Raw genomic sequence first — 13,426 nt, forward strand, 5'->3', positions numbered from 1 at the left:
CGGGAAGCCGTGGCCGCTCAGGTCGGGGGGACGTCGCCGCCCGGGCCTCCCGCCGACGAGTCGGCAGCGCCGGCCGACGGATCGACGACCCAGTGGTTGGTGCGGAAGAGACGGCCGGCGAACTCCCTCTGTTCCTCGCCGACGAGGGCGAAGCCGACCGACCGGCAGATCGCGTTCGACGCGGCGTTGGTCGTGGCGGGGAAGGCGTGGATGCGGCTCCACCGGCCGTCCGTCCGGGCCAGGGCGAGCACGGCGCGGACGGCTCTGCCCGCCAGGCCCCTGCCCTGGAACTCCGGCACGACCATCCAGCCGATCTCGGAGACGCCCCCGTGGGAGTACAACGTCACCGTCCCCGCCACCTGCGCGGAGCCGCCGGGGACGATCATCTTGATCCAGGCGCTTCCGTCGCGGACGGTCTCGAGGTCACGCCGAAGCTGGGCGGCCACGCGCTCACGCGGCTGCGGGCCGCCCAGCTCCGCCATCACGGCCGGATCGCAGCGCATCCGCACGTACGCGTCGAGGTCGCCCGGCTCCACGTCGCGCAGCCGCATACCGACCGCGGGCGGGGCAGCCGTGGGCGCGTCGTCGTCGGGGGCGGCGCCGGGGGAGGCATCCACCCGGCACATCCTCGGTCAGCGCTAACGGCGCGGCAACCCCGCCCACGGCCTCAGCCCTTCTCCGCGCCGCTGGTGAGCCCCTCGGTGAGCAGGCGCTCGCTGGCGAAGAAGAGGATCACGATGGGCAGGGTGAGGATCACAGAGCCGGCCATCAGCACCGTCTTCGGCACCTCGACGCCGTCCGCGAGCTGCGCCAGCCCCAGCGACACCGTCCACCGGTGCGGCTTGTCCACCAGGAACAGCAGGGCGAACAGGAACTCGTTCCAGGCGATCATGAAGTCGTACAGGGCGACGGCCATGATGGACGGCGCCGCCAGGGGGAGGCTGATCCGGCGGATGATGCCGAGCCGCCCGGCGCCGTCGATCGCGGCCGACTCCTCCAGGCTGACCGGGATGGTCTCGAAGTAGTTGCGCAGCATGTAGACCGAGACCGGCAGGGTCTGCGAGATGTAGACCAGCACCAGGCCGAGCAGCGAGCCGCGCAGCCCGGCCCGGGTGAAGACCACGAAGAGCGGGATGGCGATGACGATCGACGGGAACAGGTAGACCGCCAGGAAGAGGAAGTCGACCTGCCGCCGGCCGAAGAACCGCAGCCGGGCGACCGCGTACGCGCCGGGGATCGCCACGGCCAGCGTCAGCAGCGTCGCCGCGACGGCGACCAGGCCGCTGTTGCGCATGAAGGTGAGGAACCCCTGGCCGCCGTCGTCGACGGCCTTCACCACCTCGGCGTACGTGTCGAAGGTCAGCTCGCCGAGGCCCACCACCAGCGAGCCGGGGTCGAGCAGCAGCCGCTCGATGGGGCGCACCGAGAGCACCAGCATGTAGTAGAAGGGGAAGACGGTGACCAGCAGGAACGCGGCGATCACCAACCGGCGCAGCCAGCGCAGGCCCACCGTCTCGATCCGGTCCCGGTCCATCAGCCGTCCCTCCGTCCGCCGAAGAAGCGCAGGTACACCACCACGAACACGATGAGCACCACGGCGAGCACGACCGCCTGCGCCGCCGCCGCGCCGATGTCCGTACGCGCGGTCAGGAACTCGTAGACCCGGACGCTGACCACCTCGGTGCCGGCGGCCCCGCCGGTGAGCAGGTAGACGTCGTCGAACTTGTTGAACGTCATGATGAACCGCAGCACCCCCAGCAGGCCGATCACCGGCAGCAGCTGCGGCAGCAGGATGTGCCGGAACCGCTGGCTGGGCGTGGCCCCGTCGACCCGGGCCGCCTCCTCCAGCTCCCCTGGCACCGCCTGGAGCCGGGCGAGCAGGAACAGGAAGGCGAAGGGGAAGTAGCGCCACGCCTCGAAGGCGACGACCGTGGCCAGGGCGGTCGACTCCTGGGACAGGAACGGCACCGGGGTGTCCCAGCCCAGGAACCGCCGGCCCCAGTCGTTGACGATGCCGAGCTGCGGGTCGAGCATCACCTGCCAGACGAAGGTGACCGCGACCACCGGCGCCACGTACGGCAGCAGCATCGACGCGCGCACCAGGGTGCGACCCCGGAACGGCCGGCGGACGACCAGCGCCGCCACCAGGCCGAGCACGATCGAGCCGGCGGTGCTCGCCACGGCGTAGACCAGGGTGGTCCACAGCGTGTCGGCGAAGCCCGGGGTGTTCAGCACCCGCTGGACGTTGTCCATCGTGAACTCGCCGAACAGCCCCGTACGCCGCAGCGTCGCCAGGCGTACGCGCTGGAAGGCCAGCACGACGGTCCAGACGATGGGGATGCCGATCACGGCGACCACGACGAGCAGGGTCGGGGCGACCAGCGCGAGCCCGGCGCGGGACTCGCGGCGGCGCAGGGTCAGTGGTCTGCGGCGGCGGGCCGGGGCCGGCCGCTCCCGGGCGGGGGAGCGGCCGGTGTCCGGTGGGGCGGTGGTCAATTGACGCCCGCCTTGATCGCCTCCACGTCCTTCTTCGCCCGCCCGGCGGCCGCGGCGGCGTCGGTCTTGCCGGCGACCACGTCGTTCAGGGCCTTGGGCACCGGCAGCTCGCCGAGGATCGCGCCGACGAGCTTGCCCTGGCCCTGCGTGAGGCCCCAGCGCTGGAAGGTGTCGGGGCTGCGGCGCAGGGCCGCCAGCACCTCGTCGCCGTAGACCTCGGAGAGCGGCTTCTTGGCGTCGACGCCGGCCTGACTGGTGTTCCAGGCGGTGAGGAACTTCTCCGGCTCCTGGGCGGTGCCCTTACGGACGGGGAAGCGCCCCTCGGGGGACATGCCGAACCAGCGCGGGTAGCCGTCGCCGAGCATGTGCTCCACGAAGGACCTCGCCGGGTCGGCGGCGGCGCCGTCGAGCACGGCCCAGGAGCTGATCTCGCCGTACTGGGCGGGTTCGGCGCCGTTCGGGCCCTTGACCGCGGTGACGAAGCCGCTGTTCTTCGCGAGGAACGTCGGGTCGGCCTGGCACTGCGGGCAGGTCGGCTTGGCGTCGTTGCGCAGGCCGGCCAGCTCGTCGAGGATGAACGGCGACCAGACCAGCATGGCCGCCTTGCCGGCGAAGTAGGTGGCCCGGGTGGTGTCGACGTCCTGCGCGCCCTTGACCGAGCTGGTGCGCATCAGGTCGCCGTAGAACCGGAACGCCTCGACGCACTCCGGTGAGTCCAGCCGCACGGCCCCGGAGTCGTCGGTGAGCTGGCAGTTGTTGGCCAGCGCGAGGTGTTCGAAGGTCTGCTGGGTGAACACGTCGCCGGGGGCGGTGGCGGCGGTGATGCCCGCGACGCCGCCGGTGTTGAGCTTCGTCGCGGCGGCGACGATCCTCTCGTACGTGTCGGGGGCGGGCAGCCCGGCGGCGGCGAACAGGTCCTTGCGGTAGACGAGCAGTTGGCCCCAGCCGTCGCTGGGCACGGCGAGCTGCCGGCCGTCGTCGGCGGTCAGCTCCAGGGCCCGCGGCGAGAAGGTCTGCCGACCGAGCTTCTCGACGACCTCCGCGTTCGCCGAGGGGTGCAGCAGTTCGTTGCCGGCGAGGGTGCGCACGCCGGCGAGCGACACCGAACCGACCACGTCGGGCAGTTCACCGGCGGCGGCGCTGGAGGCGATCAGGGCGGGGAACTGGTCCTCGTTGACGGTGACCAGGTCGACGGCGATGCCGGTGCTGGCGGTGAAGTCCGCGATGATCGCCTTGGTTGCGGTGACCCGGTCGGCCACGTCCTCCAGGCTCCACACGGTGATCTTTTTGCTGTTGCTGTCGGATTCTTCGTCGCCGCAGGCCAGCAGGCCGGCCCCGGTGACTGCCATGATCAGGGTGGCGGCGAGTATCCGCATCGGAGGTGCTGACATCGGTGGCACTCCTCTCGAAGGGTATAGAAGGGATTCAACGCGTTGGATTGATCAATTACAAGACATATACCGATTTTCTGCCTACGATGGAGCCCAGTGCTACCGGGATGTGACTCATGGTCAACTGGGTTGTCTCACTCGCCGGGCCCCGACGGATCAGCCTCGAGCCCTGCCCCCCGGATCCGCTCGGCCCCGGCCAGGTCCGGATCCGCACCTGCTACTCCGGCATCTCGGCCGGCACGGAGCTCACCCTCTACCGGGGCAGCAATCCCCGGCTGAGCAAGGACTGGGACGACGTCAGCCGGATGTTCGTGCCCCGGCAGACCGCCGTGCCGTACCCGCTGGTGGGCTTCGGCTACGAGGAGGTCGGCGAGATCGTCGAGGTCGCGCCCGACGTGGCCGACCGCCGGGCCGGGCAGGTCGTCTGGGGCATCTGGGGGCACCGCGCCGAGGCGGTCGTGCCCGCCGACGCGGTGCATCCGCTGCCCGCCGGGCTGGACCCCCTCGCCGCGGTCTTCGCCCGCCCCGGGGAGATCGCCCTCACCACCGTGCTCGCCGGTGACCTGCACCTGGGCGACTGGGTCGCGGTCTTCGGGCAGGGCGTCATCGGGCTGCTCGCCACCCGGCTCGCCGTCCTCTCCGGCGCGCGGGTGGTCGCCGTCGACCGGGTGCCCGCCCGGCTGGCGCACGCCGGCCGGCTTGGCGCCCGGACCGTCGTCGACGCGGGCGCCGAGTCGGCCGCGGCCGTGTTGCGCCGGGCCACCGGCGGCCGGGGCGCGGACGTCTGCCTGGAACTGTCCGGGGCGTACCCGGCGCTGCACGAGGCGATCCGCTCCACCGCCCACGCCGGCCGCGTCGTGGCCGCCGGCTTCTACCAGGGACAGGCCGACGGGCTCGGCCTGGGTGAGGAGTTCCACCACAACCGGATCCAGCTGGTGGCGGCCCAGGTCTCCGGGCCGACCCCGGCGCCCGGCATGGCCGGCCGGTGGACCGGGGCCCGCGTCGCACACACCTTCATGGACCTGGTGGCCGAGGGCAGCGTCGACCCGCTGCCGCTGGTGAGCCACGTCGTCGACGCGAGCGCGGTGGCCGACGCGCTGGCGCTGCTCGACCGCGGTGACGCTGACGTCCTCCAAGTGGTGCTGAGGTTCTGATGACGATTCCCCTGGCCTGTCAGGAGCAGCTCCTGCCGGGCACCGACCTGATCCAGAAGTACGCGCTCGCCACCGCGCTCGGCTACGACGCGATCGAGCTGCGCGGCTCCGGCGACCTCGGCCTCGCCCGCCGGCTGCCCGAGCTGCGCCGGGCCCGCGCCGCCGGGGTGCTCATGCCCACCGTCTGCGTGGAGATGGACCACTTCATCGGCGACTTCGACCCCGATCGCTCCCGCGACGCGGTGCGCAACCTGCGCTCCCAGCTCTCCGTGATCGCCGAGGTCGGCGGCGTCGGCGCGATGACCCCGGCCGCGTGGGGGATGTTCTCCCGGCGGCTGCCGCCGTTCGAGCCGCCCCGCTCACCCGCCGGCGACCGGCAGGTGCTCGTCGACGCCCTGGGCGAGCTGGGGGAGCACGCCCGCGCCGAGGGGGTCACCCTCTTCCTGGAACCGCTCAACCGGTACGAGGACCACATGGTCAACCGGCTCGCCGACGCGGTCGCCCTCTGCGCGGCCGTCGGGCTGCCCTCGGTGCGGGTGGTGGCGGACACCTTCCACATGAACATCGAGGAGGACGACGTGCACCGGGCGGTGCGCGCCGCCGCGCCGTACCTCGGGCACGTGCAGGTCAGCGACTCCAACCGCCACCAGCCCGGCGCCGGGCACCTCGACTGGCCGGCACTGGTCCGCACCCTGCTGGAGATCGACTACCGGGGCTGGCTGGCGCTGGAGTGCCGGCTGCGCGGCGACCCCGTACGCGCCCTGCACCAGGCCGCCGCCGTGCTGCGGCACGCCCAGCCCCGGCAGGCGGCGGCGTGAGCACCGGGACCGCCGGCGGCCCGCACACCACCGCCGGGGCCCGCGACGTCGCGGCCCTGCGCCGCCTCGCCGTCGCCACCCTCGAAGCCAACTGGGAACACGACCACACGGTGCCCTCGCGCACCCTCTACCCGCACCAGTGGAGCTGGGACTCGGCGTTCATCGCCATCGGCTGGTCCCACGTCCGCCCCGACCGCGCCTGGTGCGAGCTGGCCAGCCTGTTCCGGGCCCAGTGGGTCGACGGGCGGGTGCCGCACATCGTGTTCAACCCCGCGCTGCGGGTCGGCTCGTACTTCCCGGGGCCGGAGTTCTGGGAGTCGGGGCTCGCCGAGGGCGCCCCGGCGGTCGCCACCTCCGGGCTGATCCAGCCGCCCGTGCACGCGCCCGCCGCCTGGCTGGCGTACCGGCGGTCCCCCTCCGGGGCCGGGCGGGCGGCGCTGCGCCGGCTCTATCCCCGGCTGGTGGCCCAGCAGCGCTACCTCGCCACCCGCCGGGACGTCGGCGGGGGCGGGCTGGCCTGCATCGTCCACCCGTGGGAGTCCGGGCTGGACAACAGCCCCGCCTGGGACGCCCCGATGGCGGCAGTGCCCGCCGACGCGGCCGTCATGCGCGCGTACCGCCGGCACGACACCGCGCACGCCGACGCCGCGCACCGCCCCACGGACCTCGACTACGCGCGCTACGTCGCGATCGTGGCGGCCTACCGCGAGCGCCGCTACCGCGACGACGACCTCGCCGGCCGGCACCCGTTCCTGGTGGAGTGCCCGCTGGTTAACGCCGCCATGGGCGCCGCGGAGCACGCCCTCGCCCGGATCGCGCCGCTGGTCGGCGCCGACCCCGGCCCGCACCGGGAGCGCGCCGCGCGGATCACCGAGGCCCTGGTGCGCCGGCTGTACGACCCGACGACCGGCACCTTCCACCCCCGGGACCTGCGCGCCGACCGCCTCGTGCCGGCCCGCACGGTGCTCGGCCTGGCCCCGCTGGTCCTGCCCGACCTGCCCGCGCGGCAGGTGTCGGCGCTGGTCGCGGAGGCGTGCTCGCCGCGCTTCGGGCTGGCCGCCCGGATGGACCGGCCGCTGCCCAGCCACGACCGCACCGCGCCGGACTTCGAGCCGCTGCGCTACTGGCGCGGGCCGAGCTGGATGAACGTCAACTGGCTGGTGCGTCGGGGGCTGCTGCGCCACGGCCGCCCGGACCTGGCGGCCGGCCTGCGCGACTCGATGATCGAGCTGGTGGCCCGCTCCGGCTGCCACGAGTACTTCCACCCGGACACCGGGGCCGGGCTGGGCTCGCCGGCGTTCGGCTGGACGGCCGCGCTGCTGCTCGACGTCCTCGCCGACGACCCGGCCGGCTGAGCCGGCCCGCGCCGCTCAGCCGGCCGGGACCAGCTCGCGCAGCAGCCGCTGCACCCGCGCCCGGATCTCGTCGCGGATCGGCCGGACGTCCTCGACGCCCTTGCCGGCCGGGTCGTCGAGCTGCCAGTCCTCGTAGCGCCGGCCGGGGAAGACCGGGCAGGCGTCGCCGCAGCCCATCGTGACGATCACGTCGGAGGACTCGGCGGTGGCGTACTCGAGCAGGGTCGGCGTCTGTGCGCTGATGTCGATGCCGACCTCCCGCATCGCCTCGACGGCGGCCGGGTTGACGGTCCCGGCCGGCGCCGACCCGGCGGAGCGCACCTCGACGGCGTCGCCGGCGAGGTGCCGCAGCCAGCCGGCGGCCATCTGCGAACGGCCGGCGTTGTGTACGCAGACGAAGAGGACGGTGGGCTTCGTGGTCATGGAAGGTGCTTCCTCTCAGCGCGCGACGGGGACGGTGGGCCGGCCCGGGACGGGCGACGGGAAGAACCGGTGGCGTGCCCACAGCGAGACGTGGACGAGGGCGACCAGGACCGGCACCTCGATCAGCGGCCCGACCACGCCCGCCAGGGCCTGCCCGGACGTGACGCCGAAGGTGCCGATGGCGACGGCGATGGCGAGCTCGAAGTTGTTGCCGGCGGCGGTGAAGGCCAGCGTCGTGGTGCGCGCGTAGCTGAGGCCGACCGCCCGTCCGAGGGCGTACGACCCGGCCCACATCACCGCGAAGTAGACCAGCAGCGGCAGGGCGATGCGGGCCACGTCCAGCGGTCGGTCGGTGATCGCCTCGCCCTGGAGGGCGAACAGGACGACGATGGTGAAGAGCAGCCCGTACAGCGCCGTGGGGCCGATCCTCGGCAGGAACCGGCGCTCGTACCAGTCGCGGCCCCGGGCCCGCTCGCCGAGACGGCGGGTGAGGTAGCCGGCGAGCAGCGGGACGCCGAGGAAGATCAGCACGTTACGGGCGATGTCCCAGCCCGACACGGTCAGCTCGGCGCCCTCCAGGCCCAGCCAGCCCGGCAGGACCGCGAGGTAGAACCAGCCGAGCACGCCGAACGCGAGCACCTGGAACACCGAGTTGAGCGCGACCAGCACGGCGGCGGCGTCCCGGTCGCCGCAGGCCAGGTCGTTCCAGATGACCACCATGGCGATGCAGCGGGCCAGCCCGACGATGATCAGGCCGGTGCGGTACTCCGGCTGGTCGGCCAGGAAGAACCAGGCCAGCGCGAACATCAGCGCGGGCCCGACGATCCAGTTCAGGGCCAGCGAGGAGAGCAGCAGCCGCCGGTCACCGGTGACGGCGCCGAGCCGGTCGTAGCGGACCTTGGCCAGCACCGGGTACATCATGATCAGCAGCCCGAGGGCGATGGGCAGCGAGACGCCGCCGATCCGTACCGCGTCCAGCGCGGCGTCCAGGCCCGGGACCAGCCGGCCGAGGAGGAGGCCGGCAGCCATCGCGAGGCCGATCCAGAGCGGCAGGAACCGGTCGAGGCGGGACAGGCGTCCCACCACGGCCACGTCGGCCGGATCGTCGTGGGTGGTGGTGCTCACGGGGCTCCCGTTCGGGTCGTCGGTGCGGGTGCGGCGGTCGGGTGGTGCGGGCGGACGGCGGTCAGCTCGGCGCTCCGGCGGCGGCGACGGCGGGGGCGAGCCGGTCGACCCGCGCCTCGAGTTCGGCGTACGCCGCCTCGAACGCCTCGTCGGTGTCGACGCGGACGGGATCCGGCACCGACCAGTGCAGGCGGGGCCGGGCCGCACCGCCGAAGCCCTCGTGCGCGTTGTCGCAGACGGCGACGACCAGGTCCCCGGCGCGGACGACGTCGTCGACGTGGGCGGTGCCGACCGGGTCGAGGCGCAGTCCGTGGCGGCGGGCCACCGCCACGGCGCGCGGGTGCACCCGGGGGGCGGGGTCGGTGCCTGCCGACGCGGCCGGGGCGTGCGTGCGCCGCGCCCAGAGGGCGGCGGCGAGCTGGGAGCGGGCCGAGTTGTGGGTGCAGACGAAGACCACCCGGCCCGCCTCGGCCAGTGGCGGCGGGGCCAGCGTCGACAGGGCCGCCGGGCGCAGCCGCAGGTAGGTGCGGCGCCGGTCGCCCTCGGAACGCGTGCGGGTGACCAGGCCGGCGTCGGTGAGCACCTTGACGTGGTGGGCCACCAGGTTGGTTGGCAGGTCCAGGGCGTGGGCTATCTCGCCGGGGGAGGCGTCGCCGAGCAGCAGCGCGTCCACGATCGCCAGGCGCGCCGGGTCGCCGAGGGCGGCGTGGATCCGGGCGCGCGCAGCCAGGGAAGCTTCAGCGTTCATTGACTCAACCATGACTGAGCTATCTGGTCGGTGTCAAGCGGCGGTGGCGCGGCGCACCTTCCGTACGCGCGACGCCCGCCCCCGGCGGGGAGGCCGTTTGCCGGCACCGGGGGCGGGTAAGCGCGGGCCCGGTGACGACAGGAGCCTGCCGTGCGGTTTCCCCTATTCGTCGATGCGGTGTCCCGCCGCGCCGGACTGCCCACCGCCCAGGCCGCCACGATCGCCCGGGCCGTGTTGCAGACCATGGTGGAACGGATGGGCGGCGGTGCGGCCGGTCGCCTCCCCGACGAACTCGACGGCTATCTCGCGGGGACCGGCTCCGGCGACGGCCCGGGCGGCGCGCCCGGTCCGGCGGACTTCGTGCGTCGGGTGGGGGAGCGGGCCGGGACGGACGAGGCCACCGCCCGGGCGGGAACCGGTGCCGTCTTCGCCACCCTGCGGGAGGCGGTCACCGTCGACGAGTTCCGCGAGATGGTGGCCCGGCTGCCCCGGGACTTCGACGGCATGACCCAACCGATCCCCCGGCCGGACGACGCCTGACCGGCCACTCCGTCACCGCCCGCTCACCCGTCGCCGCGGCATGCCACGCGGATCCTCGCGGGGCGCGGGCATCGAGCCTATGCTGCTTCCGACGTGAAGGTATAGGCAGACCATGAGGCCCCTCCTGGAGCATGGCGAGCGGCCCGATCGCGGTCGGCCCGCCGATGCCTCGGAGGGCGCCGCACCTCGGTCGGTCCGGCGCGCCGGACCGACCCGTCACCCCGTTCCGGCGGCAGCGGCACCGGAGCGGTCCCCCTCGACGGAAGGCGCGCGGTGACCTGGTTCCTCTCCGCCGGCGGCTGGCACCCGGCGCCGGTCCAACTGTTCTGCCTGCCCTACGCGGGCGGAGGCGCGACCGTCTTCCGGCGCTGGCAGGACGGGCTCGGCCCCGACGTCGAGGTGCTGCCGGTGCAACTGCCCGGCCGCGAGAACCGGATCGGCGAGAACCCGGTGTTCGAGGTCGTCGACGTCGCGTACGCCATCGCCGAACGGATCCGTGGCCCGTACGCGATCTACGGTCACTCGATGGGCGGCCGGGTCGGCTTCGAGGTCGTCCGTGAACTGCGCCGCGCCGGACGTCCACTGCCGCTGCGGCTCTACGTCGGCGGCGCCCGCGCCCCGCACGTCCACGCGCCCAGCCACTTCGACGGGCTGTCCCGGGTGGACGACGGCGAGCTGCTGCGCCGCCTGGAGGCCGGCGGCGGGATGCCGGCCGGGCTGCTGGAGTATCCGGAGCTGGTCGAGTTGCTGCTACCCCTGCTGCGCGCCGACTTCGCCCAGGTGGACGACTACCGCTACACCCCCGAGGAGCCGCTGCCGATGCCGATCGTGGCGTTCAGCGGCCGCGGCGACAACACCGTCAGCCGGGAGCACAGCGACGGCTGGCGGGAGCACAGCGCCGCCGGCTTCACCCTGCACGAGATCGACGGCGGGCACTTCTTTCTCAACGAGCGGCTGCCCGATCTGCTCGCCGTGATCCGGGCGGACCTCACCGCCGCCCGCACCGACGCGGCCACCCGCCACCACGGGTGAGCCGCCCGCCCCGGCCGCCGTCGGGGCCGCCATCCCGCTGTCCCGCGACCGCCCGCGGCGACGGCGGGCGACGACAGGAGTGAGAGCATGAGTGACCGGACCGCCACGCTGCCGGTCGTCGTCGAGAACGACGGCCGCGAGCTGACCGAGCTGATCGCCGCCCGGCGCGCGGAGTTGCGGGCGAGCCTGGTGGAGCACGGCGGGCTGTTGTTCCGCGGGTTCGACGTCGGCGGCGTCGAGGGCTTCGACCGGGCGGTGCGGGCGCTGTCCGGTGAGCCGCTGGTCTACACCGAGCGTTCGTCGCCCCGGCACGCCATCGCCGGCCGGGTCTACACCTCGACCGACTACCCGCCGAACGAGGAGATCTTCCTGCACAACGAGAACTCGTACCAGGCCCGCTGGCCGCTGACGTTGTTCTTCTACTGCCTCACCCCGCCGCAGACGCGGGGCGCCACCCCGCTGGCCGACGTCCGCCGGGTGTACGCCGAGATCGATCCGGCGGTACGCGAGGAGTTTGTCCGCCGCCGTTGGATGCTGGTGCGCAACTTCCACGGTGACTTCGGCACCCCGTGGCAGCACGTCTTCGGCACCGACGACCGTGCCGAGGTCGAGGCGTACGCGGCGGCGAACCGGATCGAGCTGGAGTGGCGGGGCGCCGACGGGCTGCGTACCCGCGCCGTGCGTGACGTCGTGCACCACCGGCCCGGCTCGGACACCCCGCGCTGGTTCAACCACGCCACGTTCTTCCACGTGAGCACCCTCGCCGAGGACCTCCAGGAAGGGCTGCTGGCCATGTTCGGCACCGAGGGACTGCCGGCCAACACGTACTACGGCGACGGCGGCGAGATCCCCGCCGACGTCGTGGACCACCTGCGGGCCGCGTACCGGGCGGCCAGCGTCCGCTTCGACTACCGGCGCGACGACGTGCTGGTCGTGGACAACATGACCGCCGCGCACGGGCGGGAGCCGTTCACCGGCCCCCGCAAGATCGCCGTCGCCATGGCCGAGCCGCACACCCCCTGATCCGGGTCGCGTCCCGGTCAGGGCTACGCCTCGTAGCGGTCCGCGACGTCGGCCTCCGGCAGCTCCTCCGGGTCGGCGACCCAGGCGGAGAAGACCGGCACCCCGTGCCACGGGCCGGCCGCGCCGTCGCCGGCCCGCTCGTCGGTGGCGACCGCCACCACGGCGTACGGGTGGCCGAAGCGCAGCTCCGCGACCCGGGCCACCCCCTCCGGCGGCAGGCTGAGCGTCGCGCCGAAGGCGGTGACGGCCGCCGCCTCGAAGCCGTACCGGCCGTAGCGGGCCATGGCCGCCTGGGCCGCCTCGAACTCGAGCCCCGGCGAATCCAGCAACTCGCCGAACGCCCGCGCGACGGCGGGGAAGCCCAGCCCGGGCGCGGTCAGCTCGTGCCGGCTGCGGGCCGACCAGCAGGGCAGCACCGCCGTCGCCCGCTCCTCCCGGCCGTCCGGCGCGTACGTCCGGGTCGGCTCCTCGCGCAGCGTCCACAGCGGGCCCTCGCCCAGCGGCACGTCGAACAGGGAACGCCGCCGTGCGGGCAGCTCACGCTCGGGCGTGTCGGCGGCGGTCGTCGCCAGCTCGTGGGCCGCCGCGAGGACGTCCCCGGCGGGCACGTCGGGTGCCGCGACGACGGAGACCACCAGCAGCCCGGCAGCCCCGTCGGCGGTCCGCGCCGGCTGGGCGGGGGCGGCGTGCGCGGCGACGGTGCCGGCCCGCGCGGTGTCGGCGATCCAGCAGCGGTGGCCGTGCTCCGGGCTGCGCAGCGCCCGGCGCAGCCCGCCGGCCCAGGCGCTGCCGGGCCCGAGCGCGTCGGCCGGCGCCACCTCGAACGGGGCCGCCCACGAGACCCGGGTGGCCAGGGCGCTGGCCAGCACCAGCAGCACCTGCGGCGTGACCGTCAGCGGGAACGCCTCGATCAGGCCGAGCGTGTGCTCGCGGGCCCACGCGTCGAGCCCGGCCTGGTCCGGCAGCGGCCCGGTCCCGGTCGACGCGGGCAGGGCGGCCCGCCACCCGTCGAGCCCGGGCGTCTCGACGCCGGGCCGGTGCCAGAACGCGGTCGCCGAGGGCACCAGCGGGTGCGGCGCCGCCAGCAGGCCGTGAGCCGCCTCGGCGGCGGCCGCCACGTCGGTGCCGAGCACCTCCTCCAGCGCCGCACGGGTCGGGCCGGTGGCGGCCGGCGCGGCGAGCGCCAGCAGCAGCCACGCGCCGAGCGGTGAGGCGACGTGGTGCCCATCGCCGATCACGGCGTGCAGGCGGTCGGCGTAGCGGGCCAGGGGGGTACGGATGTCGGTCGTCACCGCTTCACTGTGTCCGCTCGGGGGGCCGC

The 13,426-nt window shown here is 74.3% G+C and carries 14 protein-coding genes; 6 read left to right on the plus strand and 8 right to left on the minus strand.

The features are described from left to right. Nucleotides 1–17 precede the first annotated feature (17 nt). The 4 genes from DER29_RS14650 to DER29_RS14665 are packed head-to-tail and all read right to left on the minus strand — an operon-like array spanning nucleotide 18 to nucleotide 3,887. Entirely contained in the window at nucleotides 18–617 is a 600-nt protein-coding gene (locus DER29_RS14650; RefSeq protein WP_199729291.1) for a GNAT family N-acetyltransferase, read from the minus strand. A 50-nt stretch (nucleotides 618–667) separates the two neighbouring features. Further along, complete coding sequence (locus tag DER29_RS14655) at nucleotides 668–1,534, minus strand: carbohydrate ABC transporter permease (RefSeq protein ID WP_121397843.1); 867 nt, start codon at nucleotides 1,532–1,534, stop codon at nucleotides 668–670. Further along, nucleotides 1,534–2,496, minus strand: a complete 963-nt coding sequence (locus DER29_RS14660) for a carbohydrate ABC transporter permease (RefSeq protein WP_121397844.1) — start codon at nucleotides 2,494–2,496, stop codon at nucleotides 1,534–1,536. The genes DER29_RS14655 and DER29_RS14660 overlap by 1 nt, the downstream gene beginning before the upstream one ends. Further along, nucleotides 2,493–3,887: an ABC transporter substrate-binding protein gene (locus DER29_RS14665; protein ID WP_121397845.1), complete on the minus strand. Its 1,395-nt coding sequence runs from the start codon at nucleotides 3,885–3,887 to the stop codon at nucleotides 2,493–2,495. Before DER29_RS14665 ends, DER29_RS14660 begins: the two co-directional genes overlap by 4 nt. 116 nt (nucleotides 3,888–4,003) lie before the next feature. On the opposite strand from DER29_RS14665, the gene DER29_RS14670 reads away from it, so the two are divergent. From DER29_RS14670 to DER29_RS14680, 3 genes are read left to right on the plus strand one after another with little or no spacing between them, the layout of a single operon-like run. After that, on the plus strand, nucleotides 4,004–5,041 hold the full coding sequence (locus DER29_RS14670; RefSeq protein WP_121397846.1) for a zinc-binding dehydrogenase: 1,038 nt from the start codon (nucleotides 4,004–4,006) through the stop codon (nucleotides 5,039–5,041). Beyond that, nucleotides 5,041–5,859: a sugar phosphate isomerase/epimerase family protein gene (locus tag DER29_RS14675; RefSeq protein WP_121397847.1), complete on the plus strand. Its 819-nt coding sequence runs from the start codon at nucleotides 5,041–5,043 to the stop codon at nucleotides 5,857–5,859. The genes DER29_RS14670 and DER29_RS14675 overlap by 1 nt, the downstream gene beginning before the upstream one ends. Then, the gene (locus DER29_RS14680; RefSeq protein ID WP_199729293.1) at nucleotides 5,856–7,214 is read left to right on the plus strand and encodes a hypothetical protein; all 1,359 of its coding nucleotides are present in this window, start codon (nucleotides 5,856–5,858) and stop codon (nucleotides 7,212–7,214) included. The genes DER29_RS14675 and DER29_RS14680 overlap by 4 nt, the downstream gene beginning before the upstream one ends. Nucleotides 7,215–7,229: 15 nt before the next feature. Here the strand turns inward: DER29_RS14680 and DER29_RS14685 are convergent, their stop codons facing one another. From DER29_RS14685 to DER29_RS14695, 3 genes are all read right to left on the minus strand, one after another. After that, on the minus strand, nucleotides 7,230–7,637 hold the full coding sequence (locus DER29_RS14685; RefSeq protein ID WP_121397848.1) for an arsenate reductase ArsC: 408 nt from the start codon (nucleotides 7,635–7,637) through the stop codon (nucleotides 7,230–7,232). Between the two features lie 15 nt (nucleotides 7,638–7,652). After that, nucleotides 7,653–8,762, minus strand: a complete 1,110-nt coding sequence (gene arsB, locus DER29_RS14690; protein ID WP_305036122.1) for an ACR3 family arsenite efflux transporter — start codon at nucleotides 8,760–8,762, stop codon at nucleotides 7,653–7,655. A 61-nt stretch (nucleotides 8,763–8,823) separates the two neighbouring features. Beyond that, the gene (locus tag DER29_RS14695) at nucleotides 8,824–9,510 is read right to left on the minus strand and encodes a helix-turn-helix domain-containing protein (protein ID WP_121397849.1); all 687 of its coding nucleotides are present in this window, start codon (nucleotides 9,508–9,510) and stop codon (nucleotides 8,824–8,826) included. 150 nt (nucleotides 9,511–9,660) lie between these two features. Between DER29_RS14695 and DER29_RS14700 the strand changes: the two genes are divergently transcribed. From DER29_RS14700 to DER29_RS14710, 3 genes are all read left to right on the plus strand, one after another. Beyond that, nucleotides 9,661–10,050, plus strand: coding sequence for a DUF2267 domain-containing protein (locus DER29_RS14700; RefSeq protein ID WP_121397850.1), 390 nt, complete (start codon nucleotides 9,661–9,663; stop codon nucleotides 10,048–10,050). A gap of 273 nt (nucleotides 10,051–10,323) precedes the next feature. Continuing rightward, nucleotides 10,324–11,082, plus strand: a complete 759-nt coding sequence (locus DER29_RS14705; RefSeq protein ID WP_121397851.1) for a thioesterase II family protein — start codon at nucleotides 10,324–10,326, stop codon at nucleotides 11,080–11,082. Nucleotides 11,083–11,169: 87 nt separating this feature from the next. Further along, nucleotides 11,170–12,105, plus strand: coding sequence for a TauD/TfdA family dioxygenase (locus DER29_RS14710; RefSeq protein ID WP_121397852.1), 936 nt, complete (start codon nucleotides 11,170–11,172; stop codon nucleotides 12,103–12,105). A gap of 23 nt (nucleotides 12,106–12,128) precedes the next feature. Here DER29_RS14710 and DER29_RS14715 read toward each other — a convergent pair whose 3' ends face one another. Beyond that, complete coding sequence (locus DER29_RS14715; RefSeq protein WP_121397853.1) at nucleotides 12,129–13,397, minus strand: hypothetical protein; 1,269 nt, start codon at nucleotides 13,395–13,397, stop codon at nucleotides 12,129–12,131. Nucleotides 13,398–13,426: the final 29 nt, after the last annotated feature.

Source organism: Micromonospora sp. M71_S20 (assembly GCF_003664255.1).
Classification (GTDB): domain Bacteria; phylum Actinomycetota; class Actinomycetes; order Mycobacteriales; family Micromonosporaceae; genus Micromonospora.

Bases quoted from the DNA above. Each gene is read 5' to 3' on its own strand.
- DER29_RS14655 (WP_121397843.1), bottom strand. From the start codon at position 1,534: ATGGACCGGGACCGGATCGAGACGGTGGGCCTGCGCTGGCTGCGCCGG.
- DER29_RS14685 (WP_121397848.1), bottom strand. From the start codon at position 7,637: ATGACCACGAAGCCCACCGTCCTCTTCGTCTGCGTACACAACGCCGGC.
- DER29_RS14670 (WP_121397846.1), top strand. From the start codon at position 4,004: ATGGTCAACTGGGTTGTCTCACTCGCCGGGCCCCGACGGATCAGCCTC.
- DER29_RS14710 (WP_121397852.1), top strand. From the start codon at position 11,170: ATGAGTGACCGGACCGCCACGCTGCCGGTCGTCGTCGAGAACGACGGC.
- DER29_RS14675 (WP_121397847.1), top strand. From the start codon at position 5,041: ATGACGATTCCCCTGGCCTGTCAGGAGCAGCTCCTGCCGGGCACCGAC.
- DER29_RS14695 (WP_121397849.1), bottom strand. From the start codon at position 9,510: ATGAACGCTGAAGCTTCCCTGGCTGCGCGCGCCCGGATCCACGCCGCC.
- DER29_RS14665 (WP_121397845.1), bottom strand. From the start codon at position 3,887: ATGTCAGCACCTCCGATGCGGATACTCGCCGCCACCCTGATCATGGCA.